24 protein-coding genes are annotated in these 22,916 nt (G+C 60.0%); 13 read left to right on the top strand and 11 right to left on the bottom strand.

From position 1 onward, the window contains the following. Window positions 1-18 precede the first annotated feature (18 nt). On the top strand, window positions 19-1,608 hold the full coding sequence (locus D8U71_RS03510) for a hypothetical protein (protein WP_241664194.1): 1,590 nt from the start codon (window positions 19-21) through the stop codon (window positions 1,606-1,608). Between the two features lie 258 nt (window positions 1,609-1,866). Here D8U71_RS03510 and D8U71_RS03505 read toward each other — a convergent pair whose 3' ends face one another. The 4 genes from D8U71_RS03505 to D8U71_RS03490 form a co-directional block, all read right to left on the bottom strand. Beyond that, the gene (locus D8U71_RS03505) at window positions 1,867-2,193 is read right to left on the bottom strand and encodes a hypothetical protein (protein WP_130887170.1); all 327 of its coding nucleotides are present in this window, start codon (window positions 2,191-2,193) and stop codon (window positions 1,867-1,869) included. Window positions 2,194-2,243: 50 nt separating this feature from the next. Then, complete coding sequence (locus D8U71_RS03500) at window positions 2,244-3,968, bottom strand: hypothetical protein (RefSeq protein ID WP_130887169.1); 1,725 nt, start codon at window positions 3,966-3,968, stop codon at window positions 2,244-2,246. A gap of 153 nt (window positions 3,969-4,121) precedes the next feature. Continuing rightward, window positions 4,122-4,451, bottom strand: a complete 330-nt coding sequence (locus tag D8U71_RS03495) for an EscU/YscU/HrcU family type III secretion system export apparatus switch protein (protein WP_076566625.1) — start codon at window positions 4,449-4,451, stop codon at window positions 4,122-4,124. Further along, on the bottom strand, window positions 4,448-6,022 hold the full coding sequence (locus D8U71_RS03490) for a flagellar hook-length control protein FliK (RefSeq protein ID WP_130887168.1): 1,575 nt from the start codon (window positions 6,020-6,022) through the stop codon (window positions 4,448-4,450). The genes D8U71_RS03495 and D8U71_RS03490 overlap by 4 nt, the downstream gene beginning before the upstream one ends. Before the next feature lie 197 nt (window positions 6,023-6,219). On the opposite strand from D8U71_RS03490, the gene ccmA reads away from it, so the two are divergent. The 12 genes from ccmA to D8U71_RS03430 all read left to right on the top strand — a co-directional run bounded on the left by ccmA (window position 6,220) and on the right by D8U71_RS03430 (window position 14,379). After that, window positions 6,220-6,855, top strand: a complete 636-nt coding sequence (ccmA, locus tag D8U71_RS03485) for a cytochrome c biogenesis heme-transporting ATPase CcmA (RefSeq protein ID WP_130887167.1) — start codon at window positions 6,220-6,222, stop codon at window positions 6,853-6,855. Next, entirely contained in the window at window positions 6,852-7,520 is a 669-nt protein-coding gene (gene ccmB, locus D8U71_RS03480; protein ID WP_130887166.1) for a heme exporter protein CcmB, read from the top strand. The genes ccmA and ccmB overlap by 4 nt, the downstream gene beginning before the upstream one ends. 97 nt (window positions 7,521-7,617) lie before the next feature. Continuing rightward, window positions 7,618-8,373 carry a heme ABC transporter permease gene (locus D8U71_RS03475; protein WP_130887165.1) on the top strand — a complete coding sequence of 252 codons (756 nt, stop codon included), beginning with the start codon at window positions 7,618-7,620 and terminating at the stop codon, window positions 8,371-8,373. Beyond that, a complete protein-coding gene (gene ccmD / locus D8U71_RS03470) occupies window positions 8,370-8,546 on the top strand; it encodes a heme exporter protein CcmD (RefSeq protein ID WP_016771045.1) in 177 nt (58 codons plus the stop codon). Before D8U71_RS03475 ends, ccmD begins: the two co-directional genes overlap by 4 nt. Beyond that, a complete protein-coding gene (gene ccmE, locus D8U71_RS03465) occupies window positions 8,543-8,998 on the top strand; it encodes a cytochrome c maturation protein CcmE (RefSeq protein WP_016771044.1) in 456 nt (151 codons plus the stop codon). The genes ccmD and ccmE overlap by 4 nt, the downstream gene beginning before the upstream one ends. A gap of 3 nt (window positions 8,999-9,001) precedes the next feature. Beyond that, complete coding sequence (locus D8U71_RS03460; RefSeq protein ID WP_130887164.1) at window positions 9,002-10,990, top strand: heme lyase CcmF/NrfE family subunit; 1,989 nt, start codon at window positions 9,002-9,004, stop codon at window positions 10,988-10,990. Beyond that, window positions 10,987-11,523: a DsbE family thiol:disulfide interchange protein gene (locus D8U71_RS03455; RefSeq protein WP_016771042.1), complete on the top strand. Its 537-nt coding sequence runs from the start codon at window positions 10,987-10,989 to the stop codon at window positions 11,521-11,523. Before D8U71_RS03460 ends, D8U71_RS03455 begins: the two co-directional genes overlap by 4 nt. Further along, window positions 11,520-11,990, top strand: coding sequence for a cytochrome c-type biogenesis protein (locus D8U71_RS03450; protein ID WP_073472741.1), 471 nt, complete (start codon window positions 11,520-11,522; stop codon window positions 11,988-11,990). The genes D8U71_RS03455 and D8U71_RS03450 overlap by 4 nt, the downstream gene beginning before the upstream one ends. Further along, window positions 11,987-13,186, top strand: a complete 1,200-nt coding sequence (gene ccmI / locus D8U71_RS03445) for a c-type cytochrome biogenesis protein CcmI (RefSeq protein ID WP_130887163.1) — start codon at window positions 11,987-11,989, stop codon at window positions 13,184-13,186. Before D8U71_RS03450 ends, ccmI begins: the two co-directional genes overlap by 4 nt. Window positions 13,187-13,211: 25 nt before the next feature. Continuing rightward, the gene (locus D8U71_RS03440; protein WP_016771039.1) at window positions 13,212-13,616 is read left to right on the top strand and encodes a hypothetical protein; all 405 of its coding nucleotides are present in this window, start codon (window positions 13,212-13,214) and stop codon (window positions 13,614-13,616) included. A 146-nt stretch (window positions 13,617-13,762) separates the two neighbouring features. Then, window positions 13,763-13,975 carry a type II toxin-antitoxin system HicA family toxin gene (locus tag D8U71_RS03435; RefSeq protein WP_130887162.1) on the top strand — a complete coding sequence of 71 codons (213 nt, stop codon included), beginning with the start codon at window positions 13,763-13,765 and terminating at the stop codon, window positions 13,973-13,975. Further along, window positions 13,975-14,379: a type II toxin-antitoxin system HicB family antitoxin gene (locus D8U71_RS03430; RefSeq protein WP_016771035.1), complete on the top strand. Its 405-nt coding sequence runs from the start codon at window positions 13,975-13,977 to the stop codon at window positions 14,377-14,379. The genes D8U71_RS03435 and D8U71_RS03430 overlap by 1 nt, the downstream gene beginning before the upstream one ends. A 181-nt stretch (window positions 14,380-14,560) precedes the next feature. Here the strand turns inward: D8U71_RS03430 and D8U71_RS03420 are convergent, their stop codons facing one another. The 7 genes from D8U71_RS03420 to D8U71_RS03390 form a co-directional block, all read right to left on the bottom strand. Beyond that, a complete protein-coding gene (locus D8U71_RS03420; RefSeq protein WP_130887160.1) occupies window positions 14,561-15,745 on the bottom strand; it encodes an MFS transporter in 1,185 nt (394 codons plus the stop codon). A gap of 404 nt (window positions 15,746-16,149) precedes the next feature. Further along, window positions 16,150-17,148: a sulfate ABC transporter substrate-binding protein gene (locus D8U71_RS03415; protein WP_130887159.1), complete on the bottom strand. Its 999-nt coding sequence runs from the start codon at window positions 17,146-17,148 to the stop codon at window positions 16,150-16,152. Window positions 17,149-17,251: 103 nt separating this feature from the next. Continuing rightward, window positions 17,252-18,076 (bottom strand): ion transporter, encoded by an 825-nt coding sequence (locus D8U71_RS03410; RefSeq protein WP_122611606.1) that lies wholly within the window; start codon window positions 18,074-18,076, stop codon window positions 17,252-17,254. A gap of 21 nt (window positions 18,077-18,097) precedes the next feature. After that, window positions 18,098-19,012 carry an urea transporter gene (locus D8U71_RS03405; protein WP_125927010.1) on the bottom strand — a complete coding sequence of 305 codons (915 nt, stop codon included), beginning with the start codon at window positions 19,010-19,012 and terminating at the stop codon, window positions 18,098-18,100. Between the two features lie 145 nt (window positions 19,013-19,157). After that, complete coding sequence (pyk, locus tag D8U71_RS03400; protein WP_110601122.1) at window positions 19,158-20,573, bottom strand: pyruvate kinase; 1,416 nt, start codon at window positions 20,571-20,573, stop codon at window positions 19,158-19,160. Then, complete coding sequence (locus D8U71_RS03395) at window positions 20,570-21,844, bottom strand: glycerate kinase (protein WP_130887158.1); 1,275 nt, start codon at window positions 21,842-21,844, stop codon at window positions 20,570-20,572. The genes pyk and D8U71_RS03395 overlap by 4 nt, the downstream gene beginning before the upstream one ends. 154 nt (window positions 21,845-21,998) lie before the next feature. Next, a complete protein-coding gene (locus tag D8U71_RS03390; RefSeq protein ID WP_056783869.1) occupies window positions 21,999-22,892 on the bottom strand; it encodes a 2-hydroxy-3-oxopropionate reductase in 894 nt (297 codons plus the stop codon). Window positions 22,893-22,916: the final 24 nt, after the last annotated feature.

Here is a 22,916-nt window from a genome sequence, read left to right as displayed (position 1 = left end):
GTCGCGCAGGCTAGTGCCATGTCTGGTCAGGCGTTGGTGACGGATATGAATGCCCGATACAAAAGCACTGTATCGCAGTGTTCAAACGGAACACCTGCCTACTATTGCTCCGGTGTTCTTCTGCGGGCGGTGGATTACAGTACGAGTTTCAAGTTCTGGGATTACGGATTCAAGGCGACAACCCTCGGTTCTGTTGCGTTTACTTATATCCGCTCGGATGTGGGCAGTACGACGTTGAACGGAAACAGAAAAAGCGGGTTCATCCTGAAAGATCAAACGTCAGCTCTAGTTGACGACAAGGCACTGAATCTGCGCTGCATATATCCTTTCCCGACTGAATCACTTGATGCTCGCGCCGAGCATGGATGTGGGTTTGCGCCTAAATCGGCGCTACTGAATGTGGATCTGGCCAATTGCGCCAAGCTCGCGGTACCGGCTACAACAGCAGGGGCATGGCTGAAAAACTTTCAGGAGCATGGTTCGCTGCCCAAGAACCAATGCTCGTTGAGTACTGTGGTAGCCGCGCAATTCAAAGCCAGCCTCGAAGCGCATAAACTTGTTGATGCCAACTGGACGGCCAAGCCGCTAGAGGTTTTGGTTCAGACCTGGGATGAAACCAAGCCAGAGCTATTACCTGTAGAGGCGGTATTCTATGATGGCTCGACTCCAGCAAAATTGGCAGATGCACAGAAGTTTCAACGTGATTATTATTTGGCGACCTCGCTTTATATACCCATCGTCAAGTTGAATTTATCTGCATCTGACAAGAATGTGTTCAGTTTTTCCAGTGCAGAGCAGGTTTATGGGCAGACAGTAGCGGAGCAGCTGAATGCCCGTTTCTTGGATGTTTCAAACGATTGCAGTGGAAGATCTGCTTATTTTTGTAATGGCATATTGATCAGGGCAGCAAAGGCAACAAGCAGTTATCACGCTTGGGATCCCAGTCCCAACTCGATCACCCGCAACGGGGTGTCTTTCTCTTTCCTTCGCAAGGACCTAAAGGTGAAGGCACTTTATAACGCGGAGCAGCATGGTTTCATATTCAAGTCTATGGACTTTGCCATCAAGTCGAATTCACAACCTGTGACGGTACGTTGCTCATTTCCCGGAGATGGCGCAGCTGGAACGTATAGGGCGCAATACTGTGGGCGCCACCAGTATTTTCCAAATGAAGGCGATTCTTGTGAAGAAATGAATATTCTTACCCTTGATGCATGGAAAGCACACTATCACTCGGTCAGCGGGACGGCGAATCGCCTTTATCATCAGTGCAGTCTAGGTCCTGACAAAGCGCAGTTCACAATTTTTTTACAAGGACGAAGCCATTTTGAACATGCCGCTGATCTTGATTGGGCCAATGAAGTCGTTATCGCTCCATGGCCTGCAGGTATTCCGCAGAAGCTACCCTTGGAGGCGTTCGTTTATGTTTATTCCTCCACTCCGGCGGCTGCTTTGAATGGTGCCCGCTTCATGCAAAATGATTATTTTGAGCAAACAAGCAGTTACCTCCCCATTATACGGCTGACCTTCAACGGAGAGGCCGCATCATTTAGTTTTCATTTGGATGAACAGATAATTTCGCCAGTCGGGAAGCAGACGCACCAATGAGTTTTGAAGTGTGAGATCGAGGATGATTTTGCCGGGTTTGTAGCAGGATTGGTAATTGAGCTCGGTGTTTAAGTCTTGGTCAGAGGATGAAAATATGGAATGTAAGTCAAATTTCATTCCATGTTTTGAGTGTTTTCAAGGCTTGTTCATAGTGTTGCGCGCAGCAGTCGGGAGAACATCAGGTTATCGCCAGAGGCCGATCGATGAAGGCTGTAATTAATCAGTACCTCCTTGCCTCTATTTTCTGAGCGCCATTGCTCAGGAATGCTGAAGTTCATCGAAGAATCGTTCTGGATGGGCAGAGCTGACAGACGCCTCGCTATCGATTGCATCGACGACCTCCAGGATCGGAATGATCAGGTTTATCGGGGAAGGTTTTGCAATGGTCAATGTCTCGGTTCGGAAGGTATGCCGGCCCGAAGCGAAGCGTACTTTCAGGGTATGTCCTGCAACCATCCCGGTGTAATGGGGCACCTGCACATTGATGTAATGTCGGCCATACACATTGTTAAAATTCAGCTGGTCCGCCGGCGCTTCGAGTACCTTCGGGCGACGCCGATCCCATGACATCTGTTCAATAGCCATGCTTGACACTCCTTGCCTGATGTCTGCGCAATCGTGGATTGCACTGTTGTTTACAGCGCCACTCTCAATACCTGGGAGAACTGGCTCTGTTCGTTTGAACCGGTTTGGTGAACGCTGTAGTTGATCAGCACAGTTGTTCCTTTGTTTTCATTCAGCCATACAGTCGGGATCGAAAACGCCGCCGTGTTATCGGGATGCATGTTCTGCCATTCCGTCCTGCGCGTAACGACTCCGCCCCAGCGCACTCGGGCCTGGTATCCGTCAGTCATTGCCGGATAACGTACGGTGACCAGGGTTTGGTCAGATGAAAATCTCGGTGGAGGTAGTTCGAACGGTTGAACATCTATTTTCAGTTGCAATGGTTCAGCGCGATGCAATGGGCCGTTGATAAAAGTGCGAACCGTAAAGTTGACAGGCACGGTACTTCCAATGGAATCCACAACTTCCATACGTGGAACCAAGATATTCATTGCACCGACCGCCGCTACGGTGGTGATGTCGCTGTCGTAGACATGACGCTCTGATGCCCAACGCACACGAACGGTTTGCCCGATCGCCATCCCCACGTATTGCTGAACCTGGACGGTGACGTGTCGTGCTTCATAAATATCGGCCATCTTCAGGCGATCGTGATTTTCGCCGTAAGCCTCCAGTACCTTGGGCGGCTTGAGAACGATCGTGGTTTTGATGTTCACGGTTTTTGCGTCGGACGTGAGTTTTTCCTCGGAGCGTTCTACGCGCAACGTAATGCTGACGACACTCTGGTCGCTTTCATTGACCCATCCGGGGGGAATTGGAAACGCAAGGTCGCCGCTTCCCGAATAGGTCATCGGGTCCGTCTCATGTTCCGTACGTCCTTGCCATTGAACCCGGACATTGTCGCCGGCGACCAGTCCGACGCCTGAAGCAATCACCTGGACATTCTCGACAAAAGCCGGGTCCAGCACTCCTGCCTCTTCACCCGTCACGGTCGGCGCCGGGATTTTTTTAACGCGGACATTGACTTCAGTGGCAACGGACCACGCCGCGTGGTCATGCGGCCGGTTCCCGCAACGATCAATCACCTGGTAAGTAACCAAGTGTTTGCCATCCCCTGCACGCTTGATCAGATACTCATCAAACGTAAGCAGGATCGGATGATTTTGCGGATCACTGGCTTGCTCTGGCGTGACTGGATAGTAGATTACCTGCTCATCATTACCCCATCGCGCGACGATTCGGTCGTATACAGAGATGTTCTGATAGGACGCGATACGCTTGACAATGCCTTGCTTCGCCATCTCATTGTCAATGCCGGCCGTGATGTCCGGGATGAGCGTGTAGGGCAGTCCGGGATGACCAGATGGTTCCGGTTTGTCGAGTACTCCCCCTGGCAGCGCGCGTTTGACCAATATCTTGAGATTGACCGAGTCCGACTCGTTGCCGCTGCGGCGCTTGACGCGATAAAACACCGGAAAGGCGGCGCCATCCTGGATTTGGCTGGACGGGATACGAAAGTGTACGGGGAGGTTAAGTTTTTCTGGCGTATCGATAAACTCGGTGCGGACGGGGGTTATTTCGTCTTTCCAGAAAAGGAAGCATTTGTCGCCTATTTCCTGGTAAAGCCAGGGATCTACGATAACGAGTAAATCAGCGGTCAGGGCGGCGGCACCGAGGCCACCGTCATACCCCTCATCGCCGTCGATCGGCTTGACCAGCCCAGTTATATCCGGCGGGTATAACTGTGTGGAAGAGGTACTTGCAAACGTTTTTTTCGAGTCTGACTTCAAGGTCATCGGAGCGCTCCTGAAAGACGTATCGCCGGTATCGCGTTGATACCGGCGCTGTGGTCCTATCTGGAGCTACGACGAACTTTCATGCAACTGTCAGATCTGACAGTCGCGACGAATGGCTGGAGGCAGACTGCTCAGGCCCTCATGGACCTGATTTCAATAATCATTCCCGCGTGCGGTGATGTCCTTCTCGACCATCGGCGCGTTCGGGTCCTGTCCCTCGGGGAATTTGCCTTTCAGGTTCCAGGCAAACGCGATGATCTCGGCGATGGTGCGATAGAGCTCTTCGGGGATGCTGTCGCCCAGTTCCATCCGCGCCAGCAGGCGCACCAGTTCAGGGTTCTCGTAGATCGGCACTTCGTAATCGCGGGCAATGCGTAGGATCTCTTCGGCCAGTTCTTCGTCGCCCTTGGCGGTGAGGGTCGGGGCGTGGTTGCCGTCGTATTTGAGGGCGATGGCCTGGCGTGGAGCAGTGGAATCGTTCATGCGGTTTCGTCGACCCAGCGGTGTTCGAGGCGGGTTTGGTTGCCTTGCGGCGGCGTGCCGTGGTGGCAGTCGAGGTCGCCGACGTTGAGCCCGGAATCGAGCAGGCGCTGGCGCAAGGCAAACAGATTGTTCTCGATCAGATCGGCGGTGTACGGCCGCTCGGCCCACAGCTGACTGGACAGGCTGCCGGCGATCAGTTGCGCCTGAATCTGCATCGGCCCGAGCGGTTCCAGATCGAAGGCCATATCGACGCGCCACAACTGCTGTTTGGCTTCGCGCTCATCGCGGCGTTCGTGTGGCTGCGGCTCGCGCTCCGGCGCTTCTTCACGCTGGAACTTGACCTGCAACGGCACGATGTCTTGCAAATTGCGCATGGGGATTTCCAGCTGCCAGGTGCTGAGCAGGCGGCCATCGTCGGTGACGCCGGTCTGTTCCAGGCTCGACAGCTGATGGCTTTGCAGACGCGACACCGCAGCGGCGGCGAGGCGCAGCAGTTGTTCGAGATCACCTTCGCCTTCGAGTTTTGCCAGCAGCCGTTCGGGCAATGGGAAACTGCTCGGTACCGGTTTGGCGCTGACCTGGCCGAGGGTGCCGAGGGCGTTCCGGACGAAACTCGGCAGCGCTTGCGCCAGGGTGTTGGCGGCGATGATTGCATTGAAATTGGTGTTGCTTGGCAGGCCCGGGGTCAGTTGCGCGATCAGTTTGAGCAGGTCGGCCTTCATGTCCGGGGCGAGCGTGGGATTTTGTCCGCCGAGCAATTTCGCTTCGAGGAACGCGCCGCTGTTGGCCAAGGCCAGCGCCACGCCTTTGGCGGTGCTCATTTGTTGCACGTCCGGCAGGCTGGCGAGCAGCTTGTCGACCACCGCGCGCAGATCGGCCGAGGTCTGGTCAGTGGTAGGCGGCAGATTTTGCAACATCTTCAGCAGGCCATCGAGCGAGCCCTGACGACTTTGCTGACCGAGCAATTGCTGACTGACCGCCAGTTGCTCCTGACGGCTGCTCAGCGGCACGAATTTGAGGGTTTGCGCATCCTGCACCTGCGCCGACAACAAGGTGCCGATGCGCAGCGGTTGCGGGCTGTCGACGGTCAAGGTGCTGCCGCTCAATGCGGTGTTGAGCAGGGTGACCATCGAGCGAAATACCGCCGCTTGCCCCGGCGTCTGCGGCAGGGCTTGCGAGGTCACGACTTTGCCTTGCAGCAAGGTGCCGGCGGGCAATTGCGCGGTATCGATGCGGGTCAGGGTGGCGACGCTGCTGGCAATCGCTTGTTGCACGGTGATCGCCAGATTGCCGGCCGATGGCTGAGTGATCGCCAGGTTGGTGCCCTGTGGCAACGGCAGGTTGCTGCTGGCCTGCACGGTGGTCTGACGGCCGGTGTCGAGGGTCACCTTGAGCAGCAATTCAAAGGTCTGATCGGCCTGCTTGAGCGACAACACCTCAGCCTTGGCGCTTTGCCCCGCGCCGATCAATCCCTCGACCGGCGTCAGCAGCTTGAGCAGTTCACCCGTCTGCGGGCGAGCGCTCGCCGGCACGGTGGGCGGTAGCGGGAGGATGTTCATTTCGCCTGTCATACGCGGACACAACCTGAGGAAATTGCGCTCTTGAGAGTAAGGCACGGCATGTATAATGCCGCGCGTCGTGCGCTTCGTTCAAAAAACCTGGCAATTGTTTGATCCAGCTCGCCAGATCGAGCGATCAAAGCATCTATGCTGCATCTCTTTAACGGCCGCTCCAGAGCCGACTTGAACCGTATAAGGCCCGTGATCCCTTGACCAGTCCTGTCCTGCAAACCGTTGCCCTGGCGTGTGAACGCGATCTGCGGCTGCTTTTCGAAAACCTCGAATTGCGCTTGGCCAGTGGCGACATGGTGCAGATCAGCGGCCCCAACGGCAGCGGCAAGACCAGTCTTTTACGTCTGCTCGCCGGTTTGATGCAACCCACCGACGGCCAGGTACTGCTCAACGGTCAGTCGTTGACCGAGCAACGCAGCGAACTGGCGCGAAACCTGTTGTGGATCGGCCACGCCGCCGGGATCAAGGATCTGCTCACTCCCGAAGAAAACCTCTCGTGGCTGTGCGCCTTGCATCATCCCGCCGAGCGCGAGGCGATCTGGCAGGCGCTGGCAGCGGTAGGATTGCGCGGTTTCGAAGACGTTCCCTGCCACAGTCTTTCCGCCGGCCAACAGCGCCGTGTGGCGCTGGCGCGGTTGTATCTGGACAGCCCGCCGTTGTGGATTCTCGACGAACCGTTCACCGCGCTGGACAAGCAGGGGGTTGCGCAACTGGAAGAGCATCTGGCCGGCCACTGCGAACGCGGCGGCCTGGTGGTGCTGACCACCCACCACACCCTGAGCCGCATGCCAGCCGGTTATCGCGACATCGATCTGGGGAAATGGGCGGTATGAGTGTCTTCAGCCTGCTGCTTGCCCGCGAATCGCGACTGCTGTTCCGCCGCCCGGCGGAGCTGGCCAATCCGCTGATTTTCTTTGCCATCGTCATTGCCCTTTTCCCGCTGGCCGTCGGCCCGGAAACTCAAGTCTTGCAAAACCTGTCCCCGGGGTTAGTCTGGGTGGCGGCGTTGTTGTCGGTCCTGCTGTCGCTGGACGGATTGTTTCGCAGTGACTTCGAAGACGGCTCGCTGGAACAGTGGGTCCTTTCGTCGCACCCGCTGCCGCTTCTGGTCCTGGCCAAGGTGCTGGCACACTGGCTGTTCTCTGGTCTGGCACTGGTGCTGCTGTCGCCGTTGCTGGCGTTGATGCTCGGTTTGCCGGCCGCGTGCCTGCCGGTGCTGCTGCTGTCGTTGCTGTTGGGCACGCCGGTGTTGAGCCTGCTCGGTGCAGTCGGCGCGGCGCTGACGGTCGGTCTGAAGCGCGGCGGCCTGTTGCTGGCGCTGCTGATTCTGCCGTTGTACATCCCGGTGTTGATCCTTGGCAGCGGCGCGTTGCAAGCGGCGCTGCAAGGCATGCCGGCGACCGGATACCTGTTGTGGATGGCCAGCCTCACAGCGCTGGCGATCACCCTGACACCCTTTGCAATAGCCGCTGGCCTGAAGATCAGCGTCGGCGAATAATAATGAGGCCTGGTCAAAAATTGACCACTTCTTCCAGAAGAAAGGCATGACCCTCTGCCAGCTCGCGATGATGAGCGGCAACCGTGATGGAAACAGTATGAACTGGACCTGGTTTCACAAGCTCGGCTCGCCCAAGTGGTTCTACGGCATCAGCGGCAAGTTCCTGCCGTGCTTGAGCATTGCAGCGTTGCTGCTGATCGGCGTTGGCGTGGTCTGGGGTCTGGCCTTCGCGCCGCCGGATTACCAGCAAGGCAACAGCTTTCGCATCATCTATATCCACGTACCTGCAGCGATGCTCGCCCAGTCGATCTACGTAATGCTCGCCGTGTGCGGCGTGGTCGGGTTGGTGTGGAAGATGAAACTGGCCGATGTCGCCCTGCAATGCGCCGCACCGATCGGTGCGTGGATGACCGCCGTGGCGCTGGTTACCGGGGCGATCTGGGGCAAACCGACCTGGGGGTCGTGGTGGGTGTGGGATGCGCGCCTGACCTCGATGCTGATTCTGCTGTTTCTGTATTTCGGCGTGATCGCGCTGGGCAATGCCATCAGCAACCGCGACAGCGCCGCCAAGGCCTGCGCGGTGCTGGCGATTGTTGGCGTGATCAACATTCCGATCATCAAATACTCGGTGGAGTGGTGGAACACCCTGCACCAGGGCGCGACGTTCACCCTCACGGAAAAGCCGGCGATGCCCGCGGAAATGTGGCTGCCGCTGCTGCTGACGGTGCTGGGTTTCTACTGCTTCTTCGGCGCCGTGCTGTTGCTGCGCATGCGTCTTGAAGTGCTCAAGCGCGAGGCCCGCGCCAGTTGGGTGAAGACCGAAGTGCAGCAGAGTCTGGAGGCGGTGCGATGAGTTTTGCTTCATTCGGCGATTTTCTCGCCATGGGCCATCACGGCCTGTATGTCTGGTCGGCCTACGGCATCTGTCTGGCGGTGCTGGCCCTCAACGTGGTGGCGCCGATTGCGGCGCGCAAGCGTTATCTGCAACAAGAGGCGCGTCGTCTGCGCCGGGAGAACGGCAAGTGAATGCGCTGCGCAAAAAACGTCTGATCATCATTCTGGCGATTCTGGTCGGAGTGGGCGCTGCTGTCGGCCTGGCCCTGAGCGCGCTGCAGGAAAACATCAATCTGTTTTACACGCCGACGCAGATCGCCAACGGCGAAGCGCCGCAAGACACGCGCATCCGCGCCGGCGGCATGGTCGAGGCCGGTTCGCTGCAACGCTCCAAGGATTCGCTGGACGTCAAATTCGTCGTCACCGACTTCAACAAATCCGTGACCATCGCCTATCGCGGCATCCTCCCGGATCTGTTCCGTGAAGGGCAGGGCATTGTCGCCCTCGGCAAGCTCAACGCTGATGGCGTGGTGGTCGCCGATGAAGTGCTGGCCAAGCACGACGAGAAGTACATGCCGCCGGAAGTGACCAAAGCGCTGAAGGACAGCGGTCAATCCGCACCGACGCCTGTGAAGGAGGGTTGATCGATGGCCGCCGCACTGTTTATTCCGGAGCTGGGCCACCTGGCCATGATCCTCGCGCTGTGTTTTGCACTGGTCCAAGCGCTGGTGCCGATGCTCGGCGCGTGGCGCGGTGACCGCTTGTGGATGAGCCTGGCGCAACCGGCAGCGTGGGGCCAGTTTGCCTTTCTGCTGTTTGCCTTCGGCTGCCTGACCTACGCGTTCATGACCGACGATTTCTCGGTCGGCTACGTGGCGATGAACTCCAACAGCGCGCTGCCGTGGTACTACAAATTCAGCGCGGTGTGGGGCGCCCACGAAGGTTCGCTGCTGCTGTGGGCGTTGATCCTCGGCGGCTGGACCTTCGCCGTGTCGGTGTTCTCCCGGCAGTTGCCGCAAGTCATGCTCGCCCGCGTCCTGGCGGTGATGGGCATGATCAGCACCGGGTTCCTGCTGTTTCTGATTCTTACCTCAAACCCGTTCGCGCGGATCCTGCCGCAGATTCCCGCCGACGGTCGCGACCTCAACCCGTTGCTGCAAGACATCGGCCTGATCGTGCATCCGCCAATGCTGTACATGGGTTACGTCGGTTTCTCCGTAGCGTTCGCGTTCGCTATCGCCGCGCTGCTCGGCGGGCGTCTCGATGCGGCGTGGGCGCGCTGGTCGCGGCCATGGACCATCGTCGCCTGGGCCTTCCTCGGCATCGGCATCACCCTCGGTTCGTGGTGGGCGTACTACGAGCTCGGCTGGGGCGGCTGGTGGTTCTGGGACCCGGTGGAAAACGCCTCGTTCATGCCGTGGCTGGTCGGCACCGCGTTGATTCACTCGCTGGCGGTTACCGAAAAGCGTGGCGTGTTCAAGAGCTGGACGGTGTTGCTGGCGATCGCCGCGTTCTCGTTGAGCCTGCTCGGCACCTTCCTCGTACGCTCGGGCGTGCTGACTTCGGTGCATGCCTTCGCTTCGGATCCCGAGCGCGGCGTGTTCATCCTGATTTTCCTGCTGTTCGTGGTCGGCGGTTCGCTGACGCTGTTTGCGCTGCGTGCGCCGGTGGTGAAAAGTCAGGTTGGCTTCAACCTGTGGTCGCGCGAGACTTTGCTACTGGGCAACAACCTGGTGCTGGTCGTCGCTGCATCGATGATCCTGCTTGGCACGTTGTATCCGCTGATTCTTGATGCCATCAGCGGCGCCAAGCTCTCGGTCGGCCCGCCATACTTCAACGCGTTGTTCATTCCGTTGATGGCGTTGCTGATGCTGGTCATGGCGATCGGCGTGATCGTGCGCTGGAAGGACACGCCAGTGAAATGGCTGGCGAGCATGCTCACTCCGGTGCTGCTCGGCAGCGTCGCATTGGCCGTGGTGGCCGGCGTGGCGTACGGCGATTTCAACTGGGCAGTGATCGCGACGTTCCTGCTGGCGGCGTGGGTGTTGCTCGCCGGCGTGCGCGATCTGTTCGACAAGACTCGGCACAAAGGCCTGATCAAAGGTCTGCCGACGCTGACCCGCAGCTATTGGGGCATGCAGATCGCCCACCTCGGCATCGCCGTGTGCGCGCTGGGCGTGGTGTTGTCGAGCCAGAACAGTGCCGAGCGCGACCTGCGTCTGGCACCGGGCGAGTCGATGGATCTGGCCGGTTATCAGTTCGTCTTCGAAGGCGCCAAGCATTTCGAAGGGCCGAATTTCACCTCGGACAAAGGCACCATCCGCGTCATTCGTGACGGCGAGGAAATCAGCGTGCTGCACCCGGAAAAACGTCTGTATACCGTGCAGAACTCGGTGATGACCGAAGCCGGCATCGATGCCGGTTTCACCCGCGATCTCTACGTCGCCCTCGGCGAGCCGCTGGATAACGGCGCCTGGGCCGTGCGCGTACACGTCAAACCGTTCGTGCGCTGGATCTGGTTCGGCGGCTTGCTCACCGGATTGGGTGGTTTGCTGGCGGCGCTGGATCGGCGTTATCGGGTCAAGGTGAAAAGCAAAGTGCGCGAAGCGCTGGGCATGACGGGAGCGGCGGCATGAGGCGTTGGTTGATGTTGTTGCCGCTGGCGATTTTTCTGCTGGTGGCGGTGTTTCTTTATCGTGGGCTGTATCTGGATCCGGCGGAGCTTCCGTCGGCGATGATCAACAAGCCGTTCCCGGAGTTTTCCCTGCCGAGTGTGCAGGGTGACAAGACGCTGACCAAGGCCGACATCCTCGGCAAACCGGCGCTGGTCAATGTCTGGGGCACCTGGTGCATTTCTTGCCGCGTAGAGCATCCGGTGCTGAACAAACTCGCCGAGCGCGGCGTGGTGATCTACGGCATCAACTACAAGGACACCAACGCTGATGCCTTGAAGTGGCTGGCGGAATTCCACAATCCATATGCGCTGGATATCCGTGACGACGAGGGTTCGCTGGGCTTGAATCTTGGTGTCTACGGCGCGCCGGAAACCTTCTTCATCGACGCCAAAGGCATCATCCGCGACAAGTTCGTCGGGGTGATCGACGAGCAGGTCTGGCGCGAAAAACTCGCAGCCAAGTATCAGGCGCTGGTCGATGAGGCCAAGCCATGAAGGGTTTTCTCGCAGCGGTGGTGCTGGGTTTGAGCCTGGCCGGTGTCGCCCATGCGGCCATCGACACCTACGAATTTGCCAAAGAGGGCGACCGCGAGCGTTTCCGCGAACTGACCAAGGAACTGCGCTGCCCCAAATGCCAGAACCAGGACATTGCCGACTCCAACGCGCCGATCGCCGCCGACCTGCGCAAGGAGATTTTCCGCATGCTCGGCGAGGGCAAGGACAATCAGCAGATCATCGACTTCATGGTCGATCGCTACGGTGATTTCGTCCGCTACAAACCGGCGCTCAATGCCAAGACCGCGCTGCTGTGGTTCGGCCCGGCCGGGCTGCTGCTCGGTGGTTTCGTGGTGATCGCGCTGATCGTGCGCAGGCGTCGCGGGCAACGCGCCGAAACGCCGTCATCGCTGTCTGCCGAAGAACGTCAGCGCCTCGACCAACTGTTGGATAAAAACCAAGAATGATTGATTTCTGGCTCGCCGCAGGGCTGTTGCTTCTGGTCGCCCTGAGTTTTCTGCTGATCCCGGTGCTGCGCGAACGCCGCGCCCAGCGGGAAGAAGATCGCACCGCGTTGAACGTCGCGCTGTACCAGGAACGGGTGGCCGAGCTGCAAGCGCAGCAGGCCGAGGGCGTGCTCGACGCCGCGCAACTGGACAGCGGCCGCGCGGAAGCTGCGCGTGAACTGCTCGCCGACACCGAAGGCGCCGCCACGCCGCGTGTCTCGCGCCTGGGTAAACCGTTGCCGCTGCTGGCCGCTGTGCTGGTACCGGTGCTGGGCCTCGGTCTGTACCTGCATTTCGGCGCCGCCGACAAGGTCGAACTGACCCGCGAATTCGCTCAGGCACCGCAGTCGATGGAAGAGATGACCCAGCGTCTGGAACGTGCGGTTGCCGCACAACCGGATTCCGCTGAAGGTCTGTATTTCCTCGGCCGTACCTACATGGCTCAGGACCGCCCGGCAGACGCGGCGAAGATGTTCGAACGCGCCGCCAACCTCTCCGGTCGCCAGCCGGAGCTGCTCGGCCAATGGGCGCAGGCGCAGTATTTTGCTGACGGTAAAAAGTGGTCGGAGCAGATTCAGAAACTGACCGACGAAGCGCTGAAGGCTGATCCGAAAGAAGTCACCAGCCTCGGCCTGCTCGGCATCGCCGCGTTCGAAGGTGAGCGTTATCAGGAGGCCATCGACTACTGGAATCGCCTGCTCGCGCAACTGCCGCCGGATGACAACTCTCGCGCTGCGCTGCAAGGCGGCATCGAGCGTGCCGCCGAACGCCTGAAAGCCAGCGGTGGCCAGGTTGCCCAGGCAGCGGCGCCGAAAAGCGCGTTGCTGACAGTCAGCGTGTATCTGGCCAGCGAACTCAAAGGCAAGGTGCAACCGGGCGACAGCGTGTTCATCTTCGCCCGCGCCACTTCTGGCCCACCGGCGCCGCTGGCGGCCAAACGCCTGACCGTGGCTGACCTGCCGGTGACCGTCGAACTGGGCGATGCCGACGCAATGATGCCGCAGTTGAAACTGTCCAACTTCCCTGAAGTCCAACTGGTTGCGCGCATCTCACGGGCCGGTCAACCGACTGTCGGTGAGTGGATCGGTCGCAGCGGCCCATTGGCCAGCAGCACCACAGCGCTCCAAAAACTGACCATCGACAGCCCGGACAAGTAACCGGACCCAACAGGAAAGCACCGCCATGCACACCATCGCCCGCATCACAGTCCTCACACTGGCCCTGGGCTTGAGTGCATGTGCGGTACAACGCCCGGAACCGACCACCAGCCTGCCGCCGATCCCGCCGTCGCAGCCAAGCCCAACCCCGTCGACCTCGCCAAGCCCCGGCAAGAGCATCCCGGCCAAACCCGCCAAGCCCGTGCCCCGCACCTCGGCCAGCTTCGCCCCGCCACCGGGCGGTAACAGCCACTGGGACCAGAAGCTCGGCGTCTACGTGCTCGACGACCAGACCAACACCTTCTACCGCCAGCGCACCTACTACCGCTGGAACAACGGCTGGAGCCGCTCGGTCAGCCCCAACGGCCCGTGGGAAGACACCAACATCCACGGCGTCCCGCCGGGGTTGGGGAAGAAGTTCGGGCAGTAAGAGAAACGGCGATCCTGGGATCGCCGTTTTTTTTACCGTTTGAATCACACCTTGTAAAACTACCAACCATCACCCCGTCCCATTCTGTGCTTGAGTAAAGATAACTCTAGAGTTACTTTTGATGGGCCAGGCCAAGGAGGCGGTTGGTGCAGAGCAGGCTATTGATGAAGGAGCTGGAGGAGGCGGACTGGACGCTGGATCGGGTTGCGGGCAGTCATCACATCTTCACTCATCGTTACAACCCGAACACGATTGCCGTCCCGCATCCGAAAAAGGATTTACCGCTGGGGACAGTCAAAAGCATTCGGCGGCGCGCGGGGTTATTCAGCCCGCCAACCCGTCATGAAGGAGATCCGTAATGCAATATCCCATCTGCATCGAGTGGGGTGACGAGAACACTGCCATCGGTATTCAGATCCCCGATATTCCCGGCGCAGTCACGGCCGGGGACAGCTTTGAGGAGGCCTACAACGCGGCCGTGGAAGTGGCTCACCTCATGCTGCAGGAGATCGCGGCGGCCGGTCAGGCGATTCCGATGCCGACCTCGGCAGCGGCGCATCGCAATCATCCGGATTTTGCCGAGATGGGCTGGGGCATGCTGGAACTGGATATCTCGCCGTACCTGGGCAAGACCGAAAAGGTCAACGTTACGCTGCCCGGCTATGTGATTCAGCGTATTGATCGCTATGTACGCGAGCACAACGTCAAAAGCCGCTCCTCGTTTCTAGCGGATGCGGCGATGGAGAAACTGGTTCGGTATTGAGGGGCTGCGCAATTGTGGGAGCGAGCCTGCTCGCGAAAGCGCTGTGTCAGTCGGTGCAAACATGATCTGAACTGACGCCTTCGCGAGCAGGCTCGCTCCCACACTGGTTTTGTGTATTGCAGTGATTCGAAGGTCACCCAAAACCTGTGGGAGCGAGCTTGCTCGCGAAGCTTTTGAAGCCTTAAGCCGTGGCCAATGAAGCGCGTCGTGAAACACTCAGAAACCGCACCAACGCCAACAGCGGAAAGACGCTGCCGACAATCACGATCCACAACCAGCCGCCATGCTCGTACACCGCGCTGGCCACCGAGGAGCCGAAGGCGCCGCCGATAAAGATGCTGGTCATGTACAGCGCGTTCAAACGGCCACGACTTTTCGCGTCCAGCGAGTACACCGCGCGTTGGCCGAGGACCATGTTCATCTGCACGCAGAAGTCCAGCACCACGCCGGTCACGGCCAGGCCGATGACGCTATAGGCCGGGTGGATGAAGGCGGGCAGGAAGCTCAGGCTGGCGAAGAGCATGGCCAGCAGCGAGGCGATGCGTGTGTGGCCGGCATCAGCGAGGCGGCCGCTGATTGGCGCGGCGATGGCACCGATCGCGCCCACCAGAGCGAAGATCGCAATTTCGCTTTGCGACAGGCCATGGTTGCGTGCAAGTTCCAGCGGCACGGCGGTCCAGAACAGGCTGAACGTGGCAAACATGCAACCCTGGTAAAACGCCCGCTGACGCAGCACCGGTTGCTGGCGCAGCAGTGTCCATAGCGAACCGATCAACTGGCCATAAGTAGCGCTGTGATCTGGCTGGCGCTTGGGCACGGTCAGCGCCAGCACCACGCTGATAGCCGCCATCAACGCTGCGGCGATCATGAACATGGCGCGCCAGCCGAGGTGATCGGCGACCACGCTCGACACCGGTCGCGCCAACAGAATACCCAGCAGCAAACCGCCCATGATCCCGCCCACCACCCGGCCACGGGATTCTTCCGGCGCCAGATGCGCGGCCAGCGGAATCAGGATCTGCACCGACACCGAGCTGAACCCCACCAGCAACGAAATCAGCAAGAACACATTCGGCTGATCGGTAAACGCCGCCGCCAGCAGGCTGGCGATTGCCACGAGGGTGGTGACGATCATCAACCGCCGGTTTTCCAGCAGATCGGCCAGCGGCACCAGGAAGAACAGGCCCAGCGCATAACCGATCTGCGTCAACGAGACGATGAAGCTGGCCATCGTGTCGGACAGGCCGATGTCCGGCGCGATCAGGCCGATGATCGGTTGTGCATAGTAGATGTTGGCAACGATGGCGCCGCAGCAGAAGGCGAACAGCAGCACCATGCCTCGGGTCATTGCGTGAGTGGTGGGCATAGGAATACTCGGGTCGGGCACAGGAAAGCGGTGAAGGCTAATGGACAACGCGGGTTGGCAGAAGACAGTTTCGGATGATAACTCTTATTACGTTGTGTAATGACTGATCGGTTGATCGAGGATAGTCGCGAGGGAGGTGGTCATAAGATTACTGTTCTCGCCCAAAAGCCCCTCACCCTAGCCCTCTCCCGGGGGGAGAGGGGACTGATTGGGGGATGCTTGGGATCCTGCCGATCTGAACGTTACTCGGTGAATCCATAATCGACTCGGTCTCGCAGGTCGATGTCTGACGCAAGGCACCTCGGTCGGCCCCCTCTCCCTCTGGGAGAGGGCTGGGGTGAGGGTAACCGGGCTCAACAAAAAGGCGACCTCAGTGGGTCGCCTCTTGTTTTTCAGAGCAAGCCTTATTGGCCCGTGTAAATCTGATCAAATACCCCACCATCATTGAAGTGCGTCTTCTGCACCGTGCGCCAGTCACCAAACGTTTTCTCCACCGAAAGGAAATCCACTCTCGGGAAGCGATCGGTGTACTTCGCCAGCACCGCCGGATCCCGTGGGCGCAGGTAGTTGGCCGCAGCAATTTCCTGACCTTCCGGCGACCACAGGTACTTCAGGTACTCATCAGCCGCAGCGCGCGAGCCCTTCTTGTCGACCACTTTGTCGACCACCGAAACCGGTGGCTCGGCTTCTGCGGAGACGCTTGGGTAGATAACTTCGAACTGATCGCGACCGAACTCGCGGGCGATCATTTCCGCTTCGTTTTCGAAGGTCACCAGTACGTCGCCGATCTGGTTGGTCATGAACGTGGTGGTGGCCGCGCGGCCACCGGTGTCGAGCACCGGCGCCTGCTTGAACAGCTTGCCGACGAAATCCTTGGCCTTGTTCTCGTCACCACCGTTTTTCAGCACATAGCCCCAGGCCGACAGGTAGGTGTAGCGGCCATTACCGGAAGTTTTCGGGTTTGGCACGATCACCTGTACGCCGTCCTTGAGCAGATCCGGCCAGTCTTTCAGGGCCTTCGGGTTGCCCTTGCGGACGATGAACACCGTGGCCGAGGTAAACGGCGCGCTGTTGTTCGGCAGGCGCGTGACCCAGTTGTCCGGGACCAGTTTGCCGTTGTCGGCGAGGGCATTGATGTCGGTGGCCATGTTCATGGTGATGACGTCAGCCGGCAGGCCGTCGATCACCGAACGCGCCTGCTTGCTCGAGCCGCCGAAGGACATCTGCACGGTGATGTTTTCGTTGTGCTCGGCTTGCCAGTGCTTCTGGAACGCAGTGTTGTAGTCCTTGTAGAAATCGCGCATCACGTCGTAGGAAACGTTGAGCAGCGTCGGTGCTGCCTGGGCGATGTTGGCCAAGGCCAGGCCGGCGGCGAGAAGTGAGGCGCCAAAGAGTTTTTTCACTGCGCATTCCTTGTTCTGTGGGGTGTCGTGTCAAAAATGAGGCGATTTGCCAGCGACTATAGCGGGCCTCGCATAGTCGCTTAAAGATTAAAAAGCTCTGTGCTTATTCCACTTTCTTGAACAGCTGACTGCCGCAGCGCGAACAGAACGCTGCGCTCTGTTCATGGTTCTTTTTCTGGCAGCCCGGGCAGTCATGTTGCAGCTGCTCGCCGCGCATGGCATTGGCCAGCTCAGCGGTGAAGATTCCTGTGGGCACAGCGATGATCGAATAACCTGTGATCATCACCAGCGAGGAGATCACCTGGCCCAGCGGCGTCTTCGGCACGATGTCGCCGAAACCCACAGTGGTCAAAGTCACGATCGCCCAATAGATGCCTTTGGGAATGCTGGTGAAGCCATGTTCCGGGCCTTCGATCACGTACATCAGCGTGCCAAACACCGTTACCAGCGTGCATACGCTGACCAGAAACACGACGATTTTCTGCTTGCTGCCGCGCAGCGCCGACATCAGATAGTTGGCTTGCTTGAGATACGGGCTGAGCTTGAGCACGCGGAAAATCCGCAGCATCCGAATGATGCGGATGATCAGCAGATACTGCGCATCGCTGTAATAAAGCGCGAGAATGCCCGGCACGATCGCCAGCAGATCCACCAGGCCATAAAAGCTGAAGGCATAGCGCAGCGGCTTGGGCGAGCAGTACAGACGCAGGATGTACTCGCCGAGGAAAATCGCCGTGAAGCCCCACTCGATATAGGCCAGAACGTCGGCGTAATTACGGTGAATGCTGTCGATACTGTCGAGCATCACGATCACTAGGCTGGCGAGGATGATCACCAGCAGGATGCCGTCGAAGCGACGCCCGGCCGGGGTGTCGCTCTGGAAAATCATGACGTAAAGTCGTTCGCGCCAATTGTTGCTGCTGTCCATGGATAACGCCTGAATCGAAGATCAGCGCAGCCTAGGGTGATTCTCCTCGTGAGCGCAAGACTCATGCGCAAGCGACGCTTTGCCAAGCATTTGAATGCCAGCCCGGATCAACCAGCAGGCGAGGATGAACGGCGCGGTTAGCGTCGCCAATCCAAGGGCAGCAAACAGCGGCGTCACCAGCAGTGCCAGAACAATTGCGAGCAGCGGCAGCCACGGATGTTGCCGTTGCGAGCTGAAGGCGAGGGCGGCGAGTACGGCGTTGTAGCCACCGAGCCCGAGCAGTGCGGCGGACGTTTCGTGGTGCAGCAGGCTGGAACCGAGGCCGATCGCCGACGCCAGCAGCGCCCAGCAGAACGCACGGCGATCGGCGAGCAGCAAACCGCTGGCGATCAACGCCCCGGCCAATGGATGGTCGAGGAACATCACCTGGCCGAATCCGCGCAGTTCAGCGGCCAGCAGATTTGTCGTGCTCAGGTCGACCAATGCCATCGGCGCGGACGGCTCGGCGAACACCAGCAGCACCCAGCTGAGCGCCACGAACGGCGAGGTATACGCCGGTATGGCGCGACTGCGGTACACGTGTTTGAGCCACTGCTGAGTGAGCATCGCACTCAAGCCGCCCGCCGCAAGAATCAACGGCGGCAGCAGTGGCGACCAAGGGAAATACAGGCTCAGCAGCAGACCGAGCAGCACGCCGTTGTAGCTGAACAGACCAGCCTGGCGATCGGCCTTGGCGTAGTTGCGCCGCTGCGCGGTGAGCAGACCGGCAACGCCACCGAGCAGCGCCCCGGCGAACAGCACCGGCGCGGTCAGCAGAATCGCCAACAGACACAGCAGGCCGCACAGCGGATGACGCTGAAAGAAAATTTGACTGAAACCGTTGAGCAAAGCCTCGGCCCAGTCGGGGCAGTGGGTGTTGAAGTGATTGGCAGGCATGGCAGTTCTGAAAGTCAGGGAAACCGAGGCGCCTGCTTCGCGAGCAAGCTCGCTCCCACATGGATCTGCGTCCAGTCATTGAGTTTGTGGTGCACACAAATCAACTGTGGGAGCGAGCCTGCTCGCGAAGAGGCCGGTACAGGCGCTAAATCAACGTCTCGATGCGCAGCGAATTGGTCGACCCCGGCTGCCCGAACGGCACGCCAGCGGTGATCAGCAGCGTGTCGCCACGCTCGGCCATGCCTTGCGCCTGAGCAATCTCCAGTGCGGTCGAGCAGACTTCGTCGACCTGACGCAGGCGATCGTTGACCACCGAATGAATGCCCCACGCCACGCTCAAGCGCCGCGCCGTTTGCAGGTTCGGCGTCAGATTGAGGATCGGTGCTTTCGGCCGTTCCCGCGATGCGCGCAACGTCGAGGCGCCGGACTCGCTGTAATTGACCAGCACCGCGACCGGCAGCACGTTGCTGATCCGGCGGATCGCACAGCTGATCGCATCGGAAACCGTCGCCTCGGCTTTCGGTCGACTGACGTCGAGCTGGGTCTGATAGTCCGGGCCGTTCTCAACCTGACGGATGATCTTGCTCATCATCTGCACGGCTTCCAGCGGGTACTCACCGGACGCGGTCTCCGCCGAGAGCATCACGGCATCGGCGCCCTCGGCCACGGCGTTGGCGACGTCGGTGACTTCGGCGCGGGTCGGGGCAGGGGAGAAACGCATCGACTCGAGCATCTGCGTCGCCACCACCACCGGTTTGCCCAGCGCACGGCAGGTGGTGATGATGTTTTTCTGAATCTGCGGCACGCTTTCCGCCGGCACTTCCACACCAAGATCACCGCGAGCGACCATGATCGCATCGCTCAACTCAGCAATCTCACGCAGTTGCTCGACCGCCGAAGGCTTCTCGATTTTCGCCATCAGAAATGCCTTGTCGCCGATCAATGCGCGGGCTTCGACAATGTCCTGCGGGCGCTGCACGAACGACAGCGCGACCCAGTCCACACCCAATTCCAGGCCGAAGCTCAGATCGCGGCGATCCTTGGCGGTCAGCGGGCTCAGGTCGAGCACCGCTTGCGGCACGTTCACACCTTTGCGATCAGACAGTTCGCCGCCGTTGAGCACGGTGGTGTCGATCGCATCGGCGTACTTGGTGACCACGCGCAGACGCAGCTTGCCGTCGTCGAGCAGCAGGTCCATGCCGGCTTCCAGCGCGGCAATGATCTCCGGATGCGGCAGGTTGACCCGGCGCTCATCGCCCGCTGTCGTATCGAGATCGAGGCGGAACGCCTGACCGCGATGCAACTGCACCTTGCCGTCAGCGAACTTGCCGACGCGCAGTTTCGGCCCCTGCAGATCCATCAGAATGCCCAGCGGGTAGTTGAGCTGGCGCTCGACTTCGCGGATCCATTGATAGCGCTTGGCGTGGTCGGCGTGATCACCGTGGCTGAAGTTCAGGCGGAAGATATTCACCCCGGCCTCGACCAGCTCGCGGATGTCGTTGATACCGTCGACGGCGGGGCCGAGGGTGGCGAGGATTTTGACCTTTTTATCAGGCGTCATGATTTGCAGTTCTCAAGGATCAGAATGGCGCGGAAGTCGTTGACGTTGGTGCGGGTCGGCTCGGTGACGATCAGCGCATCGAGCGCCTGGAAGTAGCCGTAGCCGTTGTTGTTATCCAGCTCGTCGCTGGCGCTCAGACCCAGTGCGGCGGCGCGGGCGTAGCTGTCCGGGGTCATGATCGCGCCGGCGTTGTCTTCCGAGCCGTCGATGCCATCGGTGTCGCCGGCCAGCGCATAGACGCCGGGCTGGCCCTTGAGGCTGTCGGTCAGGCTGAGGAGGAATTCGGCGTTACGCCCGCCACGGCCATTGCCGCGCACGGTTACCGTGGTTTCACCGCCGGAGAGAATCACGCAGGGCGCCGCCAGCGGCTGGCCGTGATTGATGATCTGCCGGGCAATGCCGGCGTGGACTTTCGCCACTTCACGGGACTCGCCTTCGAGGTCGCCGAGAATCAAGGTGCTGAAACCGGCCTGCCGGCATTTCACCGCAGCCGCGTCGAGCGATTGCTGCGGGCGGGCGATCAACTGGAAATGACTGCGCGCCAGGCTTGGGTCGCCGGGTTTGACCGTCTCCGATTGCGGACTTTGCAGCCAGGTGCGCACGGAGGCAGGAATGTCGATGCCGTAGCGCTTGATAATCGCCAGTGCTTCGGCTGAGGTGCTCGGGTCGGCCACGGTCGGGCCGGAGGCAATGACGGTGGCGAGGTCGCCCGGCACATCGGAAATCGCGTAGGTGTAAACCGTCGCCGGCCAGCAGGCCTTGCCGAGGCGGCCACCCTTGATCGCCGAGAGGTGCTTGCGCACGCAGTTCATCTCGCCGATGGTTGCGCCGGATTTGAGCAGGGCTTTGTTGATCGCCTGTTTGTCGGCGAGAGTGATGCCTTCGGCCGGCAGGGCGAGCAGGGCAGAGCCGCCGCCGGAAAGCAGGAAGATCACGCAGTCGTCTTCAGTCAGGTTGCTGACCAGCTCCAGCACACGTTTGGCCACGGCCAGACCGGCGGCGTCCGGCACCGGGTGCGCGGCTTCGACCACTTCGATTTTTTCGCATGGAGCGCCGTGGCCGTAGCGGGTCACCACCAGGCCGGTGACTTCACCCTCCCAGCAGCGCTCGACCACTTGCGCCATGGCGGCAGCGGCTTTGCCGGCGCCGATGACGATCACCCGACCGCTGCGATCGGCAGGCAAATGGGCTTCGAGGACTTGGTTCGGATGAGCCGCGTCGATGGCTGTGGCAAACAGCTCGCGCAGCAGTTGTTGCGGATCGACCGACATGGCGGGCTCCCGGAATTCTTGTTATTCGAAAGGGCAACTCGGAACCCTTGTGGGAGCGAGCCTGCTCGCGAACGCGGTATGTCAGCCAACATGGATGTTGAATGTGAAGCCGCTTTCGCGAGCAGGCTCGCTCCCACAGGGTTTTGTGCAGGCTTTATTTTTTGTCGCGAATCGAGAAATTGGCCATGTGCTCCAGGCCCTTGATCAGCGCCGAGTGGTCCCAGTTGCTGCCGCCGATGGCCGCGCAGGTGCTGAACACTTGCTGGGCATTGGCGGTGTTCGGCAGGTTGATGTTCAGCTCCTTGGCGCCTTGCAGGGCCAGGTTCAGGTCCTTCTGGTGCAGGCTGATGCGGAAGCCCGGGTCGAAGGTGCCTTTGATCATGCGCTCGCCGTGCACTTCGAGAATCTTCGAAGAAGCGAAACCGCCCATCAGCGCTTCACGCACCTTGGCTGGATCGGCACCGTTTTTCGAGGCGAACAGCAGGGCTTCAGCGACAGCCTGAATGTTCAGCGCCACGATGATCTGGTTCGCCACTTTGGCGGTCTGGCCGTCGCCATTGCCACCGACCAGGGTGATGTTCTTGCCCATGGCCTGGAACAGCGGCAGGGCGCGTTCGAAGGCATCGGCGTCGCCACCGACCATGATGCTCAGGGTTGCGGCCTTGGCGCCGACTTCACCGCCGGACACTGGCGCGTCGAGGTACTGCGCGCCTTTCTCGTTGATCTTGGCGGCGAAGGCTTTGGTCGCGGTCGGCGAAATCGAGCTCATGTCGATGACCACTTTGCCTTTACCGATACCGGCGGCAACACCGTCGGCGCGGAACAGCACGTCGTCGACCTGCGGAGTATCCGGAACCATGACGATGATGAATTCGGCTTCCTGCGCCACTTCGCGCGGGTTGGCCAGGGCGACGGCGCCAGCGGCGACCAGATCGGCCGGGGCCGCGTCGTGGTGTTGCGACAGGAACAGGCTGTGACCGGCTTTCTGCAGGTTCGCCGCCATTGGGTGGCCCATGATGCCGGTGCCGATGAATCCGATTTTAGCCATGAGAAAATCCTCTTGTTTTTGTCG

The organism is Pseudomonas sp. Sample_21, from assembly GCF_004307525.1.
Classification (GTDB): domain Bacteria; phylum Pseudomonadota; class Gammaproteobacteria; order Pseudomonadales; family Pseudomonadaceae; genus Aquipseudomonas; species Aquipseudomonas atacamensis.
The sequence above is the reverse complement of the archived record's forward strand: the minus strand, read 5'-3'. Positions and strand labels throughout refer to the sequence as shown.

Excerpts from the sequence above, each read along its gene's own strand:
- D8U71_RS03440 (WP_016771039.1), top strand. The coding sequence starts at position 13,212 with ATGCACACCATCGCCCGCATCACAGTCCTCACACTGGCCCTGGGCTTG.
- D8U71_RS03430 (WP_016771035.1), top strand. The coding sequence starts at position 13,975 with ATGCAATATCCCATCTGCATCGAGTGGGGTGACGAGAACACTGCCATC.
- D8U71_RS03490 (WP_130887168.1), bottom strand. The coding sequence starts at position 6,022 with ATGACAGGCGAAATGAACATCCTCCCGCTACCGCCCACCGTGCCGGCG.
- D8U71_RS03510 (WP_241664194.1), top strand. The coding sequence starts at position 19 with ATGTCTGGTCAGGCGTTGGTGACGGATATGAATGCCCGATACAAAAGC.
- D8U71_RS03505 (WP_130887170.1), bottom strand. The coding sequence starts at position 2,193 with ATGGCTATTGAACAGATGTCATGGGATCGGCGTCGCCCGAAGGTACTC.
- D8U71_RS03420 (WP_130887160.1), bottom strand. The coding sequence starts at position 15,745 with ATGCCCACCACTCACGCAATGACCCGAGGCATGGTGCTGCTGTTCGCC.
- D8U71_RS03455 (WP_016771042.1), top strand. The coding sequence starts at position 10,987 with ATGAGGCGTTGGTTGATGTTGTTGCCGCTGGCGATTTTTCTGCTGGTG.
- ccmB (WP_130887166.1), top strand. The coding sequence starts at position 6,852 with ATGAGTGTCTTCAGCCTGCTGCTTGCCCGCGAATCGCGACTGCTGTTC.
- D8U71_RS03495 (WP_076566625.1), bottom strand. The coding sequence starts at position 4,451 with ATGAACGATTCCACTGCTCCACGCCAGGCCATCGCCCTCAAATACGAC.
- D8U71_RS03450 (WP_073472741.1), top strand. The coding sequence starts at position 11,520 with ATGAAGGGTTTTCTCGCAGCGGTGGTGCTGGGTTTGAGCCTGGCCGGT.
- D8U71_RS03395 (WP_130887158.1), bottom strand. The coding sequence starts at position 21,844 with ATGTCGGTCGATCCGCAACAACTGCTGCGCGAGCTGTTTGCCACAGCC.
- ccmI (WP_130887163.1), top strand. The coding sequence starts at position 11,987 with ATGATTGATTTCTGGCTCGCCGCAGGGCTGTTGCTTCTGGTCGCCCTG.
- D8U71_RS03475 (WP_130887165.1), top strand. The coding sequence starts at position 7,618 with ATGAACTGGACCTGGTTTCACAAGCTCGGCTCGCCCAAGTGGTTCTAC.
- D8U71_RS03500 (WP_130887169.1), bottom strand. The coding sequence starts at position 3,968 with ATGACCTTGAAGTCAGACTCGAAAAAAACGTTTGCAAGTACCTCTTCC.
- D8U71_RS03390 (WP_056783869.1), bottom strand. The coding sequence starts at position 22,892 with ATGGCTAAAATCGGATTCATCGGCACCGGCATCATGGGCCACCCAATG.
- pyk (WP_110601122.1), bottom strand. The coding sequence starts at position 20,573 with ATGACGCCTGATAAAAAGGTCAAAATCCTCGCCACCCTCGGCCCCGCC.
- D8U71_RS03410 (WP_122611606.1), bottom strand. The coding sequence starts at position 18,076 with ATGGACAGCAGCAACAATTGGCGCGAACGACTTTACGTCATGATTTTC.
- ccmD (WP_016771045.1), top strand. The coding sequence starts at position 8,370 with ATGAGTTTTGCTTCATTCGGCGATTTTCTCGCCATGGGCCATCACGGC.
- D8U71_RS03460 (WP_130887164.1), top strand. The coding sequence starts at position 9,002 with ATGGCCGCCGCACTGTTTATTCCGGAGCTGGGCCACCTGGCCATGATC.
- D8U71_RS03405 (WP_125927010.1), bottom strand. The coding sequence starts at position 19,012 with ATGCCTGCCAATCACTTCAACACCCACTGCCCCGACTGGGCCGAGGCT.